This is a genomic window from Vibrio sp. D401a, assembly GCF_030248515.1.
In the GTDB taxonomy this organism is placed as follows: Bacteria; Pseudomonadota; Gammaproteobacteria; order Enterobacterales; family Vibrionaceae; genus Vibrio; species Vibrio rotiferianus.
In genome coordinates, this window is the sequence record NZ_JAHGAI010000034.1 from 42,029 (window position 1) to 63,319 (window position 21,291).

Annotated in this window: 16 protein-coding genes; 8 read left to right on the forward strand and 8 right to left on the reverse strand. The window is 42.7% G+C overall.

Annotation, left to right across the window (positions count from 1 at the left end):
• The first annotated feature begins 73 nt into the window (after positions 1-73).
• Entirely contained in the window at positions 74-973 is a 900-nt protein-coding gene (locus tag KIV41_RS13245; protein ID WP_010452610.1) for a LysR family transcriptional regulator, read from the forward strand.
• Positions 974-1,171: 198 nt separating this feature from the next.
• Entirely contained in the window at positions 1,172-3,004 is a 1,833-nt protein-coding gene (locus KIV41_RS13250; protein WP_285336650.1) for a bifunctional diguanylate cyclase/phosphodiesterase, read from the forward strand.
• Positions 3,005-3,036: 32 nt separating this feature from the next.
• Here the strand turns inward: KIV41_RS13250 and KIV41_RS13255 are convergent, their stop codons facing one another.
• Together KIV41_RS13255 and KIV41_RS13260 are read right to left on the reverse strand one after the other, a co-directional pair.
• Complete coding sequence (locus KIV41_RS13255) at positions 3,037-4,326, reverse strand: peptidoglycan DD-metalloendopeptidase family protein (protein ID WP_071235019.1); 1,290 nt, start codon at positions 4,324-4,326, stop codon at positions 3,037-3,039.
• A 123-nt stretch (positions 4,327-4,449) separates the two neighbouring features.
• Positions 4,450-5,079 carry a hypothetical protein gene (locus KIV41_RS13260; protein WP_285336651.1) on the reverse strand — a complete coding sequence of 210 codons (630 nt, stop codon included), beginning with the start codon at positions 5,077-5,079 and terminating at the stop codon, positions 4,450-4,452.
• 198 nt (positions 5,080-5,277) lie between these two features.
• Between KIV41_RS13260 and KIV41_RS13265 the strand changes: the two genes are divergently transcribed.
• From KIV41_RS13265 to KIV41_RS13280, 4 genes are all read left to right on the forward strand, one after another.
• On the forward strand, positions 5,278-5,679 hold the full coding sequence (locus KIV41_RS13265) for a GFA family protein (protein WP_045394554.1): 402 nt from the start codon (positions 5,278-5,280) through the stop codon (positions 5,677-5,679).
• A 152-nt stretch (positions 5,680-5,831) separates the two neighbouring features.
• Positions 5,832-6,503 (forward strand): YoaK family protein, encoded by a 672-nt coding sequence (locus tag KIV41_RS13270; protein WP_038882723.1) that lies wholly within the window; start codon positions 5,832-5,834, stop codon positions 6,501-6,503.
• Between the two features lie 459 nt (positions 6,504-6,962).
• Complete coding sequence (locus KIV41_RS13275; protein ID WP_045394555.1) at positions 6,963-8,327, forward strand: YjiH family protein; 1,365 nt, start codon at positions 6,963-6,965, stop codon at positions 8,325-8,327.
• A 456-nt stretch (positions 8,328-8,783) separates the two neighbouring features.
• Positions 8,784-10,655 (forward strand): methyl-accepting chemotaxis protein, encoded by a 1,872-nt coding sequence (locus tag KIV41_RS13280; protein ID WP_038882720.1) that lies wholly within the window; start codon positions 8,784-8,786, stop codon positions 10,653-10,655.
• A 355-nt stretch (positions 10,656-11,010) separates the two neighbouring features.
• On the opposite strand, the gene KIV41_RS13285 is transcribed toward KIV41_RS13280, so the two are convergent.
• From KIV41_RS13285 to KIV41_RS13295, 3 genes are all read right to left on the reverse strand, one after another.
• Positions 11,011-12,168 (reverse strand): aromatic amino acid transport family protein, encoded by a 1,158-nt coding sequence (locus KIV41_RS13285; protein WP_285336652.1) that lies wholly within the window; start codon positions 12,166-12,168, stop codon positions 11,011-11,013.
• A 990-nt stretch (positions 12,169-13,158) separates the two neighbouring features.
• Complete coding sequence (locus KIV41_RS13290; protein ID WP_285336653.1) at positions 13,159-15,255, reverse strand: methyl-accepting chemotaxis protein; 2,097 nt, start codon at positions 15,253-15,255, stop codon at positions 13,159-13,161.
• A gap of 439 nt (positions 15,256-15,694) precedes the next feature.
• The gene (locus tag KIV41_RS13295) at positions 15,695-17,044 is read right to left on the reverse strand and encodes an alpha-amylase family protein (RefSeq protein ID WP_285336654.1); all 1,350 of its coding nucleotides are present in this window, start codon (positions 17,042-17,044) and stop codon (positions 15,695-15,697) included.
• Between the two features lie 588 nt (positions 17,045-17,632).
• Between KIV41_RS13295 and KIV41_RS13300 the strand changes: the two genes are divergently transcribed.
• Complete coding sequence (locus tag KIV41_RS13300; RefSeq protein ID WP_010452633.1) at positions 17,633-18,628, forward strand: hypothetical protein; 996 nt, start codon at positions 17,633-17,635, stop codon at positions 18,626-18,628.
• Positions 18,629-18,694: 66 nt separating this feature from the next.
• On the opposite strand, the gene ppiC is transcribed toward KIV41_RS13300, so the two are convergent.
• Positions 18,695-18,973: a peptidylprolyl isomerase PpiC gene (gene ppiC, locus KIV41_RS13305; protein ID WP_005375342.1), complete on the reverse strand. Its 279-nt coding sequence runs from the start codon at positions 18,971-18,973 to the stop codon at positions 18,695-18,697.
• A 210-nt stretch (positions 18,974-19,183) separates the two neighbouring features.
• Here ppiC and KIV41_RS13310 point away from each other — a divergent pair, with 210 nt between their 5' ends.
• A complete protein-coding gene (locus KIV41_RS13310) occupies positions 19,184-20,098 on the forward strand; it encodes a chemotaxis protein (protein ID WP_010452636.1) in 915 nt (304 codons plus the stop codon).
• 18 nt (positions 20,099-20,116) lie between these two features.
• Here the strand turns inward: KIV41_RS13310 and KIV41_RS13315 are convergent, their stop codons facing one another.
• Together KIV41_RS13315 and hutZ are read right to left on the reverse strand one after the other, a co-directional pair.
• Positions 20,117-20,653, reverse strand: a complete 537-nt coding sequence (locus KIV41_RS13315; RefSeq protein WP_285336655.1) for an ATP:cob(I)alamin adenosyltransferase — start codon at positions 20,651-20,653, stop codon at positions 20,117-20,119.
• A 104-nt stretch (positions 20,654-20,757) separates the two neighbouring features.
• The gene (gene hutZ / locus KIV41_RS13320) at positions 20,758-21,288 is read right to left on the reverse strand and encodes a heme utilization protein HutZ (protein WP_005441121.1); all 531 of its coding nucleotides are present in this window, start codon (positions 21,286-21,288) and stop codon (positions 20,758-20,760) included.
• Positions 21,289-21,291 lie beyond the last annotated feature (3 nt).

Consider the following 21,291-nt stretch of genomic DNA (forward strand, 5'->3'; position numbering starts at 1 on the left):
GTGTATATTTGATACTCAAAGATGATAATAAACTAAAATGGAAAGGCATTATTTCCTATTAGGATAGAATGGTATGGATTGGATTCAGAGCGTGCACAGTTACATTCGTGTGGTAGAAGAAGGAAGCTTCAATGCGGCGGCTAGAAAGCTCAACACGACCAGTTCGGCGATTAGTAAGCGTATTCAATGGCTAGAAGACAAGATTGGCGTGCAATTGCTAAAAAGAACAACACGGTCAATAAGCCAAACCGAAGCTGGTGCGCTTTTTTATGAGCGCGCTAAGGTACAGCTCGATTCTTGGCAGTCGGTGTTAGATGAAACACGCTCAGTAAACCAGTCCCCTGCAGGTCTACTTAAAATCGGAGCCACTCTTGCGGTAGGATCAAAGTTTCTAGTGCATTATCTGGATGATTTTCTCGATCAATACCCAGACATTAAACTTCAGTTGTTTACAACGTTACCAGGGCAACTTCCAGAACTGAGTTTGGATTTATTTATTAGCCGAGAACTGGAACAGCTCAACTCACTTAGTTTCAAAGCAACGCCCCTTTTCGAGCACAAAGCCCAGTTTTATGCGGCACCCAAGTACTTAGAGAAATATGGTTCCCCTCGCTCAATAGAAGAGCTAAGCACCCACAACGTACTTATTTGGGGTGAAAAACCATCTAGAGACGTTAAGACCATTCATGGCCATCGGTTTACTATATCTGGCAACTTCTCTACCACTAATCCTGAAGCCTTATTTCACGGCGCTAAGAGAGGAATGGGAATTATACTGACTAACAATGTCATGATCAGAGAAGAGTTGAAGCAAGGCAACCTTGTCCCTGTATTGCCCGAAATTACAGCAGACGAAGCGACTGTGTATGCATACTACCCCAAGCTAGACTACCAACACACTCGTACTAAGTTATTTCTAGACTACCTAAGGAAACGCTTAGAAGATGAAAAAAATGAGCTGCTTGCATTGTAATTCATCATAGTGCCGATGCTCATACCGATTGATACCCAGTGTGAAGGAAGTTCTTTTAGGTATTTTCTCAACATTGAGATAAGTTGAATTTGAAAAATATTTAGTTTTCACCGATATTTAACGTGATGCATATCGAAATAATTTGAGATTTAGCGTGTAACAAAAATATCAAAATCACGAACAAAGAGATAACGTCAGATGAAGTATTCACTAGATGAGTCACACATCAGCGTCTCGGACCTAGAAGAAACGTTAAGCCTTGATGGACTCGACTTACTAAATAAAACGACATTAGACCTACATCAGAGGTTTGATAGCTATTGCACATGTGTGGTGGAGGTGGCGCATTTGTACCACCATGCCGTCACCCTATCGTTCGCTGAGAACAATCAAATTATTGACAACAGCACCTACGGACTTGAAAAAACGCCTTGCGAACAGGTATGTGCGGATATTGGCAAACAAGTATTCTATCAGGATGAAGTCTACAAACTCTTTCCAGAAGACGCTCTGTTACAAGACGTAGGAATACAAGCTTACATTGGGTTACCGCTAAAGAACCACAATGGTGATGTTCTCGGCATTATTCATTCCACATATCAACGGCCAATACTCGATGAAGAAGCCAGAGAAATAATCCGGCATCATCAATTCTATGCGAGCTTAATCGTCCATAGTTTAAGAGAAAAGTGGATCAGCGAACGATCTGATAAATTGCTCAATCAGCTCAGTTATGAAGTTTCCCACGATAACTTGACTGGCCTTCTCAACCGTAGTTGTTTGGCCGACTCACTAGAAATGCTAACGCAGCAATCGACAAAGCCCTTTCACCTTGCCTACCTTGATATTGACAATTTCAAATCCATCAACGATATCAACGGCAACTACATTGGCGATCAAATCATTAAGTTTACCGCCAATGTCATTCAGCAAACTTTGGGGGAACAAAATAGCGCGTTCAGAGTCGCCGGTGATGAATTTGCTTTTATCACTTTTGAAAAAGACCCCGTGACGATCTGCCAAGAAATACTCGATAAAATTGAGTCCGGATATCAAGACAACGCTAATCGAATCAACTTTACCGTCAGTATCGGATTGGCGAAAGCAAGTACAAGTCTGACAAACAGCGATGAGTTAATCTTGAATGCCAGCCTTGCCTTAAAAGACTGTAAGAAGCATCGAGACATTTCAATTCAACATTATGACACGCATCTGAGCGCGATATACCATAAACAAACTCAGCTTATTGAAGCGCTTAGAGATATTTTACGCCATCCAACTTCTGAAAATGAAGAGCTATATGTCGTCGTGCAGCCTATTGTCGATATCACTCAAGACCGATGGGATTACTTTGAAGTTCTTGCACGTTGGAACAGTAGAAATTTCGGCCCAATATCGCCGATGGAGTTTATTGGAGCAGCAGAGCAATCTGGTCTCATCGTAGAACTCGGTGAACGGATCATTGAACTGGCTTGTCAAGCAAAACAGCAATTGGAATCTCAACTTGGCTATCCGATCAAACTTAGCGTGAACTGTTCCGCCTATGAGCTACTCAACTCAAAGCGCTATATTAACCATCTGACTGATACAATCGAAAAATACGGGCATCAGCCTAGCGATTTCGTTATCGAGTTAACTGAGACAGTATTGCTTGCTCAGTCAGGGCAGGAAAGACTGGTTCTTGACTCACTTCGCTACCTCGGGTTCAAAGTCGCTCTAGATGATTTTGGTACTGGTTACTCAAGCTTAAACTATATCCATAGTTACCCAATTGATAGCATAAAAATAGACGCAACATTTATTCGAAATATGCTAACCAATCAAACGTCAGAGCAGGTGGTTAAGCTCATCACTCAACTAGCACAATTGCTTGGTGTCGATTTGGTCGCAGAAGGGGTCGAAGACGATATTGCACTCAATAAACTTATAGATATTGGCTGCCATCAAATACAAGGGTATCACTTCTCTAAACCAATGGAAGTATCAGAAATGGTCTGCATCATAAATGAAAGAGATATTAAAAGCGCATAAAAAAGGCCAAACACTGTTTGGCCTTTTTCAGATTAAAGAGATGCTAATTCTTGTTTATGCAGCAAACGATCCATTTCATCTCGTTTCGCAATAAACGCAGCCATATCTTTCTTAGGTACCGAGCTCGCCATTGGTATATTCGCTCGCATTGCATTCACCGGGCGCCCATATTCAATTAACTCGTAATGAAGGTGCGGTCCAGTTACGCGACCAGTTTTACCCGACAAACCAATTCGTTGACCACGAGATACTTTCTGCCCTTTCTTCACTAGAATTTTGCTCAAGTGTAAGTAGCGCGTCTTATATTTACTGCCGTGTTCAATCACAACATAGTTACCAGCATAAGGGTGTTTACGGGTCATAATCACTGTGCCATCCCCCGTAGCCTCGACAGGAGTACCAATAGGCACTGCCCAGTCTGTACCATTATGCGGCGCAACACGCCCAGTTACAGGGTGAAGACGTTTTGGGTTAAAGCTTGAGCTTATACGCCAACTACGACTTACTGGGTAACGTTGGAATGCGCGTTGAAGACTCTCGCCCTTAGCATTATAGAACTGACCATCGGTATGAAGGTATGCAGAAATCTCACGACCACGATTGTAAATCTTAATCGCTTCAATTTCATTCTTACCTGTAGCAATACCATCAATCGTTTGAGAACGGCGAACCACTTCAAAACGATCACCCGCACGCAGGTCCTTTCCAAAATTGACTTGCTCTTTAAGCAAATTGACGACTTGACCTATTTCAGCTGTCGTCAAACCTAATCGGTTGGCAGAAGATGAAAAACTGCCATTTATAACACCAACTAAAGGTTGTTGATGCCACACACCAGGAATAGAAACGTCTTTGAAGTCATAGCTACCATCATTGTTTCTTTGATACACCGCTTTATCAGCAATGGAGAACTGAAGTTCCATTTTTTCTAGGTCACCCGTTTCTTCATTTCGCCAAAAGCGGAGTGTATTACCAGGTTTTAGTGTATCTAGTGCTAAGAAGTTGAGGTCTGTTTCCATGACCTTCATTAAAGAGCTATAACCAAAGCCAAGCTGGCTAAAAATTGAACTTAGATTATCACCAGCTTGAATTTGATACTCAAAACTTGGAGGCGTGGTCACAGCCAGAGATGCCGTTTTAGCATCTAGAATTCTTTCTACAACCTGTGATTCAGGTAAATTGAGGGCAATCGTTTTGGTAAGAGAAGACTCGTTGATCGAGTGAGAAACACCAATCGCAACAAACACAGGTAAGGAGTACAGCAGTAACGCTTTACGGCTTGTGAAGCTAGGAAACCGCTTTGTTGACACATTTTCAGACACGGGAATTACTATCTCCTTATTAATAAGGCTCATAGCTTATGCATTCCCGAATCAGAAATCACTAGCAAATTACGAGATCTAGCGCAGAAAATGCCTATTTTTTACAGAAGCAAAAAAAAATCATCACTGTTGCATACTCAAGCTATTACCTACACGAAGAATTGTCGCTGAGATCAATTGATTTGGTTGCTCCGCGAGCGCTTGTTCTTTGCCATGTTCAAGATAAGAAAGCGAAACTTTCGTATCACTCACCCATTCCAGCGATGATATTTTGATGCGGTCTCCAAGAAAAACACTATTGAGCAACACTACTCGACTTGGCACTGCATCAAACTTGAACAATCCGAGATAATAAAATGCGCCTGAACCCTGTGTTGTTACAATCACTGGCGCAATAATCCAAGGTGTACCATTGATGTCTCGTTGAGCAATAAACTCGGTAGGCACCAGCACTTCACCCTTGGTAGCGCCCGCATCGTATTGACCTTTCAATAAGCCATGTTCTTTGTCCCATTCATCTAAAAACGTCACCGCACCTTGTTCAGGGACTTGAACCGTCCACGGATTTCGTGACTGAATCCCAAGTACTTCCGCTACGATTGAATTAGTTTGGGTCTGAGTTTGAGGAAACTTCGCCATGATGTCTTCATCGGAAAGGCTAAAACGGTAAATACCAGCAATCACCACAATGGCCAACAACAGCACAGGGATAAGAAGTATAAGTGGAATAGGTAGAATTCTCTTACGAGTCATGCGGGCTTCCTTGTGTTTGTTCTCATAATTCTGCGCTGAGTATATACCAATTCAATCGTTAAGACCGCAGTACGATTTTGACTCAAGTGTTTCAAAGTTAAACTAAACTATACTCAAGTGATTCGCTAGCAGCCTAGTTGCTCCCAGCACTACAACATCACTTCAATCACAATAACTGACATCCAATAGGTAATAACAATGACAACAATCACCCACACATGCGAGTGTGCCTGTGGTTTGGTTCAACTACGTTGTATGGCAGAACCCATTAGGACTTCAATTTGTCATTGCTTCGAGTGTCAGAAACGCACTGGAAGCGTCTTTGGCGTGCAAGCCAAGTTCAATAAAGAGCAAGTGATCTTAGACGGTGACGTGACGAGTTATACGCGATTATGTGATTCTGGCAACCAAGTACAATATGAGTTTTGTCCAGCTTGCGGCACCACAATGCGTTTATTATTGTCAGATTCGACTGACTTTGTCGTCGTTCCGGTAGGTTTGTTTAATAACAATGAGTTCCCACAGCCTACTATCTCTATTTATGAGCAAAGGAAGCATGGATGGGTGCATTTTGAATGTACTATGGAGCATATCGAATAGAAAAGTGTGTAAGGTCGCAGGCCATAATATTTGAATCCGCTCAACAATAGTTGAAATTTTATTGAGAATGATCAACCGAGTATCGTGTGAAAGGCTTTCGTTATAACTTGTAAGCGCTATAATCTGCTCCTAACATTTGGTGAGGCTTCATTGTGATTTCCAGACTTCCTCGTTGGGTGGAATATGGCGCGTTTCTGCTGGCTCTTCTGGCTGGTTGCGTCAATGCCGTAGGACTACTCGGCTTTCAACATCAAGCGATAACACATCTTTCCGGAACGGTAACTCAGCTAGGGAACAGCCTTTTAGTCGGTGTGGACAGTACCATCCACCTACTACTCATTGTATTCAGCTTTTTAATTGGCTCAGCATTTAGTGGCTTCTTTATTGAAAGTAGCGCGCTAAAACTAGGACGCCGCTACGGTGTAGCGCTTTGTATTGAAGGAAGCTTACTACTTCTAAGTTTGGGCTTCTTAGTGCAGGGCGACGTATACGGCCAATATCTCGCTTCGGCGGCTTGTGGCTTACAAAACGCAATGATTACAACGTTTAGCGGTGCCGTAGTGCGAACAACACACATGACGGGGATTATCACTGATCTTGGGATAATGATTGGCGAAAGTTTACGTGGACGCCAGTTTGATAGAAGAAAAGCAAAACTATTTATCTTTATCTTCTTAGGTTTTTTACTTGGTGGTACAGCGGGAGCTGCGCTTTTTAACGTCTATGAGCTTTATGCTTTGGTGTTTCCTGCATTATTGGCATTTGTTATTGCTATCGCTTACTGGGGCTACCTTTACTTGCTCAGCCGAAAACAGGCCGCATAGCACCTATCTCTGATCTAATTTCAATGACGGTTTAAGTAATACACCTAGGCCGTCCTTCCCTACTTCTTGTGCTCGTTTCCAAACATGTTTATCAAAGTCTGATCTGACTCCTTACAATTAGTGCCACCAGGATGAGAAGCTCCTGAGGCGCCCTTGAGATCCGAATCACATTTACTATGCTTTTTATTGCTCTAGTCACATTGTGTTGTCTAGCCGAATGCAACGAGCAGTTTGCGTGCTACAATTTTCTAACACGAGCAACAATTTCATATACAAGATTCTAGTTTTGATTAAATTAGCCGAAAAAACGGCTGAATAACTAGATGTATTTAATGAATAGTATTGCAAAGGGTGCAGTTTGCGGGTAATCTCCGCACACTGTGATTAAATACGGATGTTTAGTGAATATTTATGTCATGGAATATGGCGAGTATTGACTAGTAGTAACACGAGACAAATATGCATAACAACACTAATGCTGCTGAAGCGCCTAAGGGCAATTTCTGGATGTTCTTCATCCCATCCCTTATTGGTCTTCTACTCTTCATGGCTCCTATCTCTTACGATGGTGGCCTGACAATTCCAGTTGCAGTAATGGCAAAAGTCATTCCTGCAGTTCTTGGCGATACATTAATTGCTATTGTAACCGCTATTATTGCTTTTATGGCTGTCGCTTCTGTTCTTTGCAAAATTTTCAAGCCTGCAGCAATCCTGCGTAACAGTTTCTTAAACGGTTTGTTTAACCCATCACCTCTCTGGTTGTTTGTTCGTCTCATTGGTGCTGCGGCAGTATTGATGACATTCTTCCAAGTTGGTCCCAAAGCAATCTGGGAAGAGAATACTGGTGGTCTTGTTTTAACTGGTCTTCTACCGACACTATTTGCAGTGTTCATTTTTGCGGGTCTTCTACTGCCACTGCTATTGAACTTCGGTCTACTTGAACTATTTGGAGCACTGCTCAGTAAAGTAATGCGTCCAGTGTTTAACCTACCTGGCCGTAGTGCGATTGACTGTATGGCTTCTTGGCTAGGTGACGGCAGCGTTGGTATCCTGCTAACCAGTAAGCAATACGAAAACAACTTCTACACTCAACGTGAAGCGGCGGTTGTTGGTACTACCTTCTCCGCAGTATCCATCACTTTCAGTTTGGTTGTTCTTGCTCAAGTTCAGCTAGAACACCTGTTCCTACCTTTCTACGGTGCAATCTGTTTGGCAGGTGTCATCGCCGCGATCATTATTCCTCGCTTACCACCATTAAGCCTGAAGAAAGATCGTTACATAGACGGAAGTGAACCAAAGAAAGACGCTGATGCAGTTCCAGCAGGTCACACAACATTCTCTTGGGGCATGGATCTTGCGCTAAAACGCGCTGGTCAAGTGACTTCTGTACAGTCGGTATTTAAAGAAGGCGTACATAACGCTATCGATATGGTGTTTGGTGTACTGCCTGTTGTAATGGGTCTTGGTACCGTGGCTTTAGTAATTGCCGAATACACATCCGTATTTGAAATCCTAGGTCAACCATTTATCCCGTATCTAGAGCTTCTACAAGTACCGGAAGCGGCGGCAGCATCTCAAACTATCGTTGTTGGCTTTGCAGACATGTTTATCCCTGCAATTCTTGCTGCCTCAATTGACAATGAAATGACGCGTTTTGTCGTTGCTGCAATGTCAGTAACCCAGCTTATCTACATGTCTGAAGTTGGTGCTCTACTACTAGGTAGCAAGATTCCGGTAAATATTGTCGAGCTATTTGTTATCTTCATCCTGCGAACACTAATTACACTGCCTGTAATTGCAGGTGTAGCGCATTTGATTTTCTAAAGTTCTTTTTCCTAAAGCCCTGCTTTTGCAGGGCTTTTTATTACGCCCAACCCTGAGATCAGCATAAAAAGTAAACACAATAAAATAGAGTTCTAGCTAATATCTCTCCCACTTAGTCTCATAAGTGAAACACACAAATCACATTTAATCGATTCAATTCCCCAATAAGATTGATTTTATAAACCTCACACCATCCCATTTCGATTGACAGCAAGCGACAAATATTTCGTTTTTTGACACTTTTATTATCAAACTTTATCAAGATGACCAAACTCACACATTTAGCTCAATGTTGCTGTGAAAGTTAAAAAACATGAAAAATCCATTCAGGAATCTGATAAAACTGTCGATAACAAAATAACAACAACACGTTTTTTGCTATCTGTTGTCGTAAATCATCCCCCCAATAAGAGATGAATCAGAGATAGTGTAAACAGGGAGACTTGAGGAAAATCTATGAAATTCAGTCATAAAGTAGTAACCGCGTCCTCGATTTTATTGTTAGTGACAGTTTCGCTTCTGTCTATTCAACAGGTAATGACGGTACGTTCAGAAATCGAAGATCATATCAATGAATCACTAGGGGAGATTCTAACGAGTGTTGGGAACACCGTTGAGTCTCAAATGGATGCAAAAAAAGCACTGGCACAATCTCTAACAGAAGTAATTGAGTTAGCTCCTAAAGACCGACAGTATGTAAAGGACATTCTTGAGCAACCCAAGCCTAAGTCAAGCTTTCTTGCGATAGGTTTCGGTTACCAGGCTGACGGTTCGGTCATCGAAAATGATGACAACTGGGAAGCTGGTTCTGATTATGACCCTCGCCAACGTCCGTGGTTCCAAGCTGCAAAGAATCAAGGTAGCCTTGTCGTTACTGACCCTTATGTCGATGCCTCCTCAAAAAATGTCATTATCTCTATCGGCACCCCAGTAAAAGAGAATGGTCGATTCATTGCAGGTATGTTCTACGACTTAGAGCTTACTAAGCTGGCTGAATTGGTAAACCAGGTAGATGTATTTGATGCGGGATACTTATTCCTTGTAACCAACGACGGTACAACTATCGCGCACCCAGAAGCTGCAAACAATGGCAAAAAGCTGTCTAGCTATCTACCACAGATTGACTTAGGTAAACGTGAGCAACATATCGAAGTCAATGGCCAAAGCTTTATGGTGAGCTTATCTCACATTAAAAGCGAGAATTGGTACGTAGGTGCAATTGTTGATGAGAGTATCGCTTACGCAGCCGTAGATAAGTTACGTACCAGCGCAATCATTTACTCACTTATTGCCGTAGTATTTTCAATTGCTGCGCTTACTATGTTGATTCGATTCTTGATGCGACCATTAGATGAGCTGAATTCCGCTATTCAAGGTGTTGCTTCCGGTAAGGGAGATCTAACTCAACGCTTGTCTACAGAGACTGATAAAGAGTTTTCCGAGTTAGCACATGGCTTCAATACCTTTATGGAGAACCTTCAGCATCAAATCATCGAGTCCAAGCAAATCTCTGATGAGATCTTAACGGGAACTCAGTTAACTGCAGAAGGGGCGAAAGGATCTGCTTCCGCGATGCAAACTCAGTTGCAAGAGCTTGAGCAATTAGCAACAGCTATGCACGAGATGTCTGTCACGGCGACAGAAGTTGCGAATAATGCTCAAGGCGCAGCAAGTGCAGCGAAAGAAGCGGACGAGGCCACCATACAAGGTTCCAATGTAGTTAATGAATCAACTGCAACAATTAACCTACTTTCAGACAACATCGACCAAGCAGTTGAGGAAGTTCAAGGCCTTGAGTCTGCAACAGCGAATATTGAGACAATCTTGAAAGTAATTAACGATATTGCTGATCAAACTAACTTACTAGCACTGAATGCAGCCATCGAAGCTGCTCGCGCAGGCGAATCCGGTCGAGGATTTGCCGTTGTAGCTGATGAAGTTCGTACCCTAGCACAGCGTACGCAAGAATCTACGACGGAAATTCGCAGCATGATTGAACAACTTCAATCCGGCGCATCTTCTGTGGCGAGTGCGATGCACCAAAGTAAAAATAGTGCCGTTGAGGCGGTTGATAAAGCGGAACAAGCAAACGGCGCTCTGCAACGAATCCGTGATTCAATTCAGCAGATCTCTGATATGAACTTGCAAATTGCCTCTGCTGCAGAAGAGCAAAGCTTGGTTGCTGAAGAAATCAACAATAACACGGTCAATATTAAAGATTTGTCGACACAAGTATCTCACTCAGCTGACCTTGCCGATGAAGCTATGCAGAAACAAAATGAAAACGTTCGTAAACAAGATGAAATTCTAAACCGCTTTACGGTTTAGATACTTCTCTTTTTTAACCGACACGCAAGCAAACAGCGAGCCCATGTGCTCGCTGTTTTTCTACTTATAGAAAGAAAGCATCATTCCAACGACTGTGAAAGAAAATCGCTTCGACACTCAGTTCCCCTTTATTTTATAACTTGTTCGTCACCATAAAGAGCGTAGCAGCAAGTCATGTCAGCCTTTGTCGAAACAGTTTCGCATTAACGTCAAATACCATCGCGATTTATCAGGCAATGCTCAGGCCATACACACAGCTAATGCGGCACTAACACCTTCGCATAAAAAAGCCGCTTGCCCAATTGTGGACAAGCGGCTTTCTATAGTTCAATTACTGTGTGTTCGTCGAGTCGATTTATACCGCTTGAGCGAACAGCAAGAAACAGCCGAATAGGAAGATAATGCTCATCCCCATCGCACCACCACCCGCTTCGTACACGCTGCTGTCTTCTACAGGTACACGACGCACTTTCATGGTCATCGATAGTGGAACAAACACCGCTAGGAATACAAGGATGATACCTGCGTAGCTAAGGATCGCTAAGAAGTGCTCTGGAGCGAATACCGCACCAAGTAAGGGCAGAATAAACGTAGTTACGAATACCACTGGCTTACTTGATTTTAGAAGATCTGCATTTTGGTCGTAAAGCGCCATTGCCACACCTAAGAAAGACGTCAATAGTGCCAAGCCAGTAAACATAGACAGGATGAACTCAAGACCTGTGTACTGCTGACCAAGAACAGAGATCAACTCAGACACGTTTGAGAATTGAACAAGTTCATGTGGTGGCAAGTTACCCACTACCGCGAACAACCACAGTAGGTAACACACAAGAGGAATTGTAGAGCCAACAATGATCATGTTGCGTAGTTGGTTTTTGCTCGCTTCTTTGTTGTAAGTGACCAAAGAAGGAATCACCACCATGAAACCAAAGCTTGTGAACAGAACTGAGCTTTGTTTGATCAGTGCCATTTTGTCTGCGTTCACTACTTCACTTAGGCCTTCAAACGATACATTTGGCGCAAGAGAGAGCAGCGTTAGAACAAGCGCGACAATCATACCGATGAACAAGCCACGGTTTAGCTTATCAACAACGCCTGTACCAGCCGATACGATAAGACCAACTAAAACGGTAAAGCCAACTTGGCTAGAAATAGTAGAAAGTGGTAGGCCCAATGACGTGGTCACTTTTTGTACCAAGTCACCAGCACCGATGATGTAGGCCATCAATAAGCAAACAAGCAATGCGTACAAAAGACCGTTAGTAACAAGCTGACCGCCTTTACCAAGGGTTTCACGAGCAATGGCGTTCATACTCACGCCACCACCTACTTTACAGCTTGCTTCCAACAGAAGAAGTGCCGCATAAGTCGTACCTGCCCAGATGAACAGCATGAGAAGAGTGCCCCATAGGAGGCCAAATTGAGCTAGCACCATTGGTATAGCGAGCATACCAGCGCCAAGAGCAGTACCTGCAACGATCAGGGAGCTGCCGACAAGTTTTGAGTTCACGGTTAATACCTCTAAATTTAATCCGTTTTGTTGTGACTTATCGTGCTTTTGGTTCGAAGCACGATCTACGGAGACCCCCTACCCTGCAGCCAATAAATTCACTATGAAACAGAAACTCAAGGTGCAAAAAGCCTAAACTCAAGATGGATCTATCCTGTCTGAGTACATTAGGGATGTAGGGAATCATTTCCGGGCAGAGTTCAATTAACGGAATGTCTCACTTTGGGTTCGAAGCAAAATCAGCGCATCCTTTTTCGTCAATCCCATTCTCTGCTGAATGGATTTGGTTCGAGAGGATTGTAAGGCATAAATAGGACGATTGAAAAGCAAAAGCTCCATCTTATAGCCATATATTTTAACAACTATCAGTTGATGCAACAGATATGTTGTAAAAACGCCGATTATTTAGTCTTTTGTTGCTATAGATAGTAGGAAGTGAGCAGTAGCGCTCAGTTTTTAAGGTGTACATGAAAATGTACACTTTGTTAGAAGGTGTTAGAAACCCGGAACATAGCCTAGATTAAGCAATATCGTTATTATTCGCAACGTACCGACACGTTTCGGTTCACATACCTCTAAACACTGATTTACGGTTCGAAAATATTGGTAAATGAGTGTTCCGAATGCTGGGTTTGGTTCCCCAGCATTTTTATTCTTCTCGCTATTTTTTCTCTGGCTAAGCCTACACTTTCCAGCACCCTGCTACATCTATTTACACGCGTCCTGTTCTCCTATTGAAGATATATATTCAAGTGACTTCAAGATACAGGGTTCAGAGCGTTGTCACTGATTCCCGATTTACCGAAAGTGAGCGATGAAAACAACGAAGCGAAATAGCTAGCTCTTTTCAAATTGTTTGACGAAGCTATTTAGTTAGCAAAGAACGTGCTTCAGTGACACGCTCCCGAAGGGCGGGGTTATTTGAGTATAAAAAAGGCAAGGTGCCTAATGACAACCCTGCCCAATTTCAACAATCGTCTTATATTGCAACTAGGATAATTTGAACTTGCTTAGTTCACCATGTAACTCGGTAGCCTTTCGCGTTAGCTCATTACTGATTTCAACAGAAGATGTCATCGAGTCCATCACATCCATTGCTGTATCGTTGATAGTGACAACGTTGCGATTAATTTCTTCCGACACCGAGCTTTGCTCCTCAGCAGCCGACGCAATCTGATTGTTCATATCATTAATTACTTCGATAGCATGATTGATTTCAGAAAGCGCCTGTTGCGCAGCTTGAGTTTCATCTCGAGTATCGACAGCTTGTTGCTGACTTTGCTCCATCAAAACAACTATTGATTGAGTCTCTTGCTCTAAACGAGCCAGCATAGTACGAATTTCTTCAGTAGAACCTTGAGTCCTTGTTGCCAAATTACGCACTTCATCTGCCACAACCGCAAAGCCTCTACCAGCCTCTCCTGCGCGAGCCGCCTCAATGGCAGCATTTAAAGCAAGTAAATTTGTTTGCTCCGCAATACCGCCGATTTCAGTCAAGATACCTTGGATGGCGGTGCTTGACGCAACAAGGTTTTGCGTTTGGCTCTGTGCATCACTCACTTGACTAGCAAGATGTGCCACCGCGTTGGCTGCGTTGTCCATTCTAGCCATGCCATTCACACTATTGCTTTGCACTTGGCTCGCTGCTGCTGCTGCTTGAACCGCAGAGTTTGCCACTTCATGAGCGGTTGCACTCATTTCATTGATGGCTGTAGCGAGGGAGTTCACCTCATTAACTTGAGCATTTAACTGCTCTTTCGAAATATCAGCACGCGTTTGGCCTTCAGTTGCGCTTTTGTCAACTTGATCAGCCGTTTCAGTGACCGTTAACAGCATTTCCTGTATGCGGGCTAGGAACGAATTGAACCAGTGCGCTAATTGAGCCGTTTCATCTTTACCTTTGACCTCAATTCGATAGGTAAGATCGCTTTCTCCTTGTGCCGCATCTTTAAAACGCTCGACTAAGTTCGTTAGTACTTTGCCTAACGAGTTAGCGATGAATGCCATTGCCAAAATACCGACAAGTGCAGCAATCCCACCAGCCCAAACACCTTTTTCTATGGCTGACTGGTTCTGCTCGTCACTCCATTGCTCATAGTCAGCCACACTTTTTGTTAGGTGGCTACTAGGAACCGAAACAATCACGACCCATGGTGCATCATTGGTATCAATCGAAGTTATGGCGTACTCATTGCCATCAAACGAAATAATTCCGATCTCTTTTTGTGTCGCTAACGATTGGATATTTTTCCACTGTGATAGTAATTCGGAAGGTACTTTCATCCCCACAGAAGCAGAATCATCACTGTTCGCAAGAACAGCACCCTTCCAAGAGGAAATTAGAATCTTACCTTGGCCCTCGAATAAACCGCTCGCTAGGTTCTCACTTTGTCCTTGTAACTCATTTAGTGATAAATCAAAGCCGACAGAACCAATAATCTCGCCATTCATTTTGATTGGCTGGCTGATTGTAGTAATTAGCTCTTCTCGACCACGAACCGGATACATGTACGGCTCCATAACAAACGTTTTACCCGTTTCATATGGTTTCAAATGCCAATCATCTTTACGCTCACCACTACTATTGAGTTCAGTGTTACTGAAGCTTTCCATTGCAACAACATCAAAGCTATTTTTGGAATTAGGAGAGAAGAATGGTGCCAAATAGCCTTTGGTATTGAAGCCGTCTTTTATGTCAAATGCTGTTTCACTAGGCCAAGACATGTCTTGCCACACCATATATCCAGCAAATACAGCTTTATTCTGAGCCTCCAAAGAAGCGATGAACTGTTTTACCACCGCCTGTGGTGTAGCACTAGACTCTGCACTTAATTCGAGAATTGATCGCACTTGTTTCAGGTTGGCAAGCACTGGCTCCAACTGATTTGAAATACTAAGCTCCTGCTGTAGAGCGGCATTTCTTAGATCAGAGGTTGTCGCATTTGTCAGTTGGTTTTTTACTTGTGTTGTAATCTGTTGATTTACTTCAGTGAAGGCACTGGTTGTCATCCCCATCGCAATCAATAAAGTAAAAGCCATTGCACCACCGGCGCTCACTGCAATTCTTGTTCGTATACTGTTAAACATACTTGTTTCTCCAACAGGCTAGTAGCTGGATTAATATTTAAATAAGGTAGGAAGGGAAATTGTATCTAACAGGTGTGAATGGAGAATGTCGCAATGTGAATGAAATACGAACGGATTATGAAATTACATGAACAACACTATATCGTTTAAAGTGTACAAGGCGGAGAAGTAAAGATGTTTATTGAGTGTGAATCTATCTATATCTCAACTAACGCAATGATATTATAAATATTTATCAGAATTTAAAGATCGTTAACGGAGATACCGTGATCTCATGAGTGAACAACTCGCTGCGGCCTATCTAACAAATTTGGGCAACCAATAACGTGACATTGTTCACATAATATTTTTCTTAAATATCTGTAACTTAGCTGTAAATAAATCCTATTTTCATATAAATACCCTTCTCCACTTTGAGGAGAAGAGTATTTAAATCGATCTAGCAGTTTACCAGCATCATAGCGTTAAGAGCTGGTACCTTAATGGGTTGGCCAAGTTCAAACTGTTCACCTGAGAGTAGATCCGTAACTAATGCATCGCCAGGTAGCTCTAACGTCTGGGAGCGTAGAGACTTGTTAAGAACCAAAATCCCCTTATCACCTCGCTGCAGCACAAGCATATCATCATTACCTTCTACCATTCTCATCGGCTCACCATGCGTTAGGTTGTGAAATGCGATCATCTTCGCCATTCGAGGATCACGCCATGAGTTTTGCCAACGAGGATTTCCAAGACGATCTTTGATACCACTTGGGTCAAGATCGGTATATACCAAAGGGACTCCTCCGTCGCGCCCCATGATATACGCATACGCTAACCATTCTTCTTCCTCACCCATTACATGCTCTAAAAATACATCATTGTTTGGGATATCGTGAGTAATGGCGAAGGTGATAGCTCGGCCATTGGATAACGCCTGCCCAAAGCAATACGGGTCGATGAGTGACTTGAAGCTACCACTTTTCTTAAGCGCTTTCGAGATTGTTGAAAACAGCGGAAAATCATACGCACCGAGTCGTGTTTCTTTCAAATAAGGTTCAAGAAACAGCTCATATTCTTCTTCAGTCGCGCCACCATCAGTAATTATTTCACCAAAAATGTGGACGTCATGCGTGATATCCTCAGTCCAAACCTGCTTCAAGTGCTCCAGCGTCATGTGCTTTGCTGCGTCAATACGGAACCCCTTCACGCCAAGCTGTTTCAAAGCTTGAAGATACAGTCTCTGCTGAGCGACAACATGCTCACACACTCGTAAGGTGGGTAAACCCGGATCGGTCGGCCCCCCTGTGATACGGCCATTTTGTACTTGCCACTTATCTTTCCAATCTTTGATTCCAAAAGCTTCGACAAAATCATTTTCATCAAACAGCGGCTCAGATAAGTCCCCAAATAGAACGAGGTCTTGATACTTATCTGCATTTTGCTGGTACTCGTCCATCACAGCTTGGCGCGGGTACTGCAAATCCGCGCGGAGATGGGCTTCATTAGCCATATGGTTAAATACTACGTCGGCATAAACTAATACACCTACACGGTCGAGAGCTTCAACCATGTTTTTGAAATCTGTGGTGTCTCCAAGTGCATTATCGATAACACGGTAATCTTGAGGTTGGTAACGCTGCCACCAGCGTTCGTCTTGTGCACTTTTCATTGGTGGAGAAACCAAAACCGAGCCATAACCTAGCTCGCTAATCTCCGCTGCACGTTGGCCAATATCAGCATACTTCCAATCAAAAGCATGCAAGATTACATTTGCACCCGTCGATTGTGTGTCTTGTAAGCCACTCATGTTTCTCTCCTCGTCGCGTTCGCTCACCCATTTATTGCTCGAATTCGTCGTGAGCGAATCCAATAGCCGAAATTATAAGAACTATTGGCGCCTCTCCCTCCCCCCTAATATGTTTGTGCTAGGGGGAAAAACGAGGCGTAGCTCCGCCTTGGGTACGGCTTAAAGGAGTACTTGAATACAATGTTCACTAAAAACAAACACCAGAACGACTCAGGGGCAATCATAAGTAATTGTTTTAAAAGTACTTTTAAAATAAACATTGGAAAGTAATGATATCGCTATTACGCCTTTCCTTGAGCACTTCGTCTAAGCCGATGCGCAAATTCAATATGTAACAAATATTTAAGAAGACGAAACTGTCGCTTATGTCACAGTTGGTGCGAGCTATAAAACGGCAACATTTAATGCTTGTCCGGTTTACTCCTTACTAAGGGTGATAACTGAGCTGGTTTTTGTAGCACTTAAGAATCAAACAAAAAGACAAGATGAGAAAAACTATGAAGTACGTCGTTACAAAAACCACGGACATTCACCTTTCTAAGCTTGATATGCAACAATTTGCCTTATTTTGAGTATGTGAGGATAAACATGTCTTTTTGGGGAGTGCTACTGGCAATCTTTGCCCAGTTTATTGCTTTTGGTATTTGTGGGTTGTTTCTCTTAATTTGCTGTAGTTCAAATACAGAGAAAACTTATAGAACGACCGAGCGACAACGATTGTTCTTCGAACTTAACCTGTGCGGCTTCTTCATTTCTTTCTTTGCATCCCTTGGCCTACTCATATATGGTCTGATATCTAGCAACTCATCTCACTATTATGCTTATTTAGCGATACCTTGGCTGTTTGTTTTGACAGGCCTTTGTTACGACCGCTACTGTCAAAAAAGGTATGGCTACTTAATCAATGCTAATTTTCAAGCTTGGCAGAAATACTGGCACAAAGAGCTAGATAAGCTGGAGAATGAAGAGCTGCCAAAGTACCGATATGACGACGTTGTTGTATTTGATATTTGGCAAGCATGCCCTAATAAGCAGGCATCTTGTATTGGCGCATTACCGAAGGGACAAGAACTTTACTCGAAGATTGAAAACGCGAAAGAATTCGCCAAAAGCTCAGAGTCAGTGGATGATGAAACGGTTCTAGACAAACTAAAAGAGTTTGAAAGCGCAGTCTCAAAAGTACACCAGACCTTTCTGAACACCCCTGACTTTTTGGGTTTCAATAGCAAAGGCTCTCATGCTTTTCGACGAAAAATTTATAGAGGATATAAGGAATCGTATCCAAACCTGTATGACGAGACTCAGTTCATACTCTTCGAACTGCAACAAATTATGCGAACAACAATAATCAATAACTTCGATGTAAAAATAGAAGATGCTTACGTCTTCTTACAATATTCGTTAGATGGGTTATTTGAAGAACAGGATATATTCACAAATTACGTACTCTGGACTTATGTTGAAGAATACTACGATGTCAATCCGTTTCGGTTAGCAATGGAGCTATCGCAAATGGGTGTCAAAATACTTAAGAATAACAATGAGTACTTTGGATTTATCGAACAACCAGTCTACGCCCCTTAAAAGCACGGGCTTTCAGTAACTTCCAGTTAAACAAAAAAGCCAAGCAATGCTTGGCTTTTTCTAATTCTAAGTGCGGTACAACACCTTCACAACGTGCCAACCGAATTTGGTTTTGACTAGATGTGGAGTTAGTACCTCTCCTGAAAAACAAACTTTATCGAACTGCGGCACCATTTGACCACGGCGAAATTCACCTAGATCGCCACCACGTTTACCAGATGGGCAAGTGGAGTATTTCTTTGCCAATGTCTGGAATTTAGCACCTTTCTTAAGTTGCTTAATGATGTCTTCAGCTTGTTCTTTGTGCTTTACAAGAATATGCAATGCAGCTGCTGTGTTTGCCATTTGTCTGTCTCTCACTATTTGTGGGGGCGCAAGTTTAACCAATGTATCCACTTACGCTCAAGCGTTAGTACACTTTTGTATGAAAATAAAAGTCAAATGAGATTTGCGATATTTCGTTAAGAGCTCAACTTTCTTCAGCCAATAGTTGAAGAGTAAGGATTATAAGATAAGATATACTACATAAATCAGTAACATTGATAAGGTTATTTCATGGCAAAGGTCGCAAGCAAAGCGAACCAATCTCAAGGCATGTTGGTGTTTAAACTCACCCTGCAACAGAACTTCGCAATTGGCACACTTAAAGTCCGTGAAATTGTTCCTTACATGCCAACGACCAAGATCCCTTATTCACATCACCATGTGATTGGAACCGTAACAATTCGCGATTTAACTGTACCCGTTATCGATATGGCTGCAGCGATTGGATTCCGTCCTATTCAAGAAGAGGAATACCAGAATTGCTATTTAATCGTGACCGACTGCTTACGTACGGTAGTTGCGTTCATGGTTCGAAGTATTGAGAAAATCATTGAATGTGATTGGAAAGCTATTGAAACACCACCAGAAAGTGCAGGTCACAACATCTTTGTAACTGGCATTACTCGTTATGAAGAGAAAATAGTTCAAATGCTGGATGTGGAGCTTTTGCTTTCGAAGATCTACCCTCAATACGAAAACACTAAGATTCCAATGCTGACAGACATCGAACGTGAACGCCTGAAAGCCCTGAGTATCCTCTTAGTGGACGATTCTTCTATTGCACGTAAGCAGTTAAGCGATGCATTAGACCGCATCAATATCCCTTATCAGATTTGTAAAAACGGTACTGACGCGCTCGACTTAATGAAACGAGAAGCTGAAGCCAACCGCCCTATTGACCTTCTGGTGAGTGATATTGAAATGCCAGGATTGGACGGTTACGAACTTGCGTTTGAAGTTCAAAATGATGCTTCGCTGAACAATTCTTACCGTATTCTTCACACATCACTCTCTAGCGAGATTTGTGTCGACCGAGCTCACCAAGTTGGCGCGCATGAAGCGTTAGAGAAGTTCAATGCTGGCGAACTGATTGAAGCAATGCTGCGCGGTGCAAAAGAGCTAGAAGCAAAAGCGATGGCTTCTTAACGACTTTAATTTGTCTCGTTATTTACTTGGCATTGTGTAGCTGCGAGACACAAACTCCGTTTCTTCTACTTTATATGTGTGGTTGATATAGGAAGCCAAGCTGTAGAGAACGTTGGCAAGCAGGTTTGAATATCGGAACAAAATTGGTGCGGGTTGCTTTTTACCCGAATGCTCTACCGCAACCAATGCACGAACGACCTTTTTGGCTTGGCAGCGACACAAATGCAATTGGCTGGAAGTTGGGTGACCACCGGGAAGGACAAACCCCTTAAAGCCGCCGTCAATGCGCGCTTTGATTTCATCGTAGTCGGCTTTGAGCTCATCAACTTCCGCTTCTGTGATCGCCAGCTTGCCGCGGATAGAACCATTAACATGGTACACGTTTGGCTGCATGCGAGTTAGGAGGTCGCGGCTAAAATCATCCAACTCCATCGATAGCACAAGCCCAATTCGACTGCACAACTCGTCTGCCGTAATTTCAAAATCGCAGACCGGGCTGTCTTCATAAATGAATGGGTAACAAATCTCGCCAAGTTCCTTACTTACTGGTCTCATGCTCTTTCTCTGTGCTTTGGTTCTAATAAAAAAGGGAGTTAGTATAACCTAACTCCCTTTGGGCATTCACATCCGTTTAGACGATAATAAGTTAGAAAATCGGCTTATGCGTTTTCGATTTTCTTGTGACCTTCTTGAAGGTGAACGAAATCAACCAGATCATCGCCTGATACTTGGTAAGCTTGACCAAAACCTTTCACGAACAGACCTTGTTCTGCTTTTAGGTTGAACAGAACGAAGTCTTCTAGTTGGCTCAGACCATCAATGATCTCACCGAAACGATCTTTCATTTGACCAACAACTTGTTGCCACATTTCAGTATCACGCTCAACAACGGTTGCAACCGCATCAAACGTTAGACGCTTACGAGCAAACAACTGCTTCGACGAATCTTCATCTTCAATCATCATCAAAGATACATTTGGATTCTCTAATAGATTACGTGCGTGACGAGCAATCTGAGAAATAAGAACGAAGTAACCTTCCTGGTTTTGAACGTATGGGGCGTAACTTACGTTTGGACGACCTTCCGCATCAACTGTTGCTAGTTGAATTGTACGGCGCTCCTGACGAAATTCCTTAATTTCTGGTCCTAGACGACCTTGTAAACGCTCTTGTTTAACTTGCTGATCCATTTT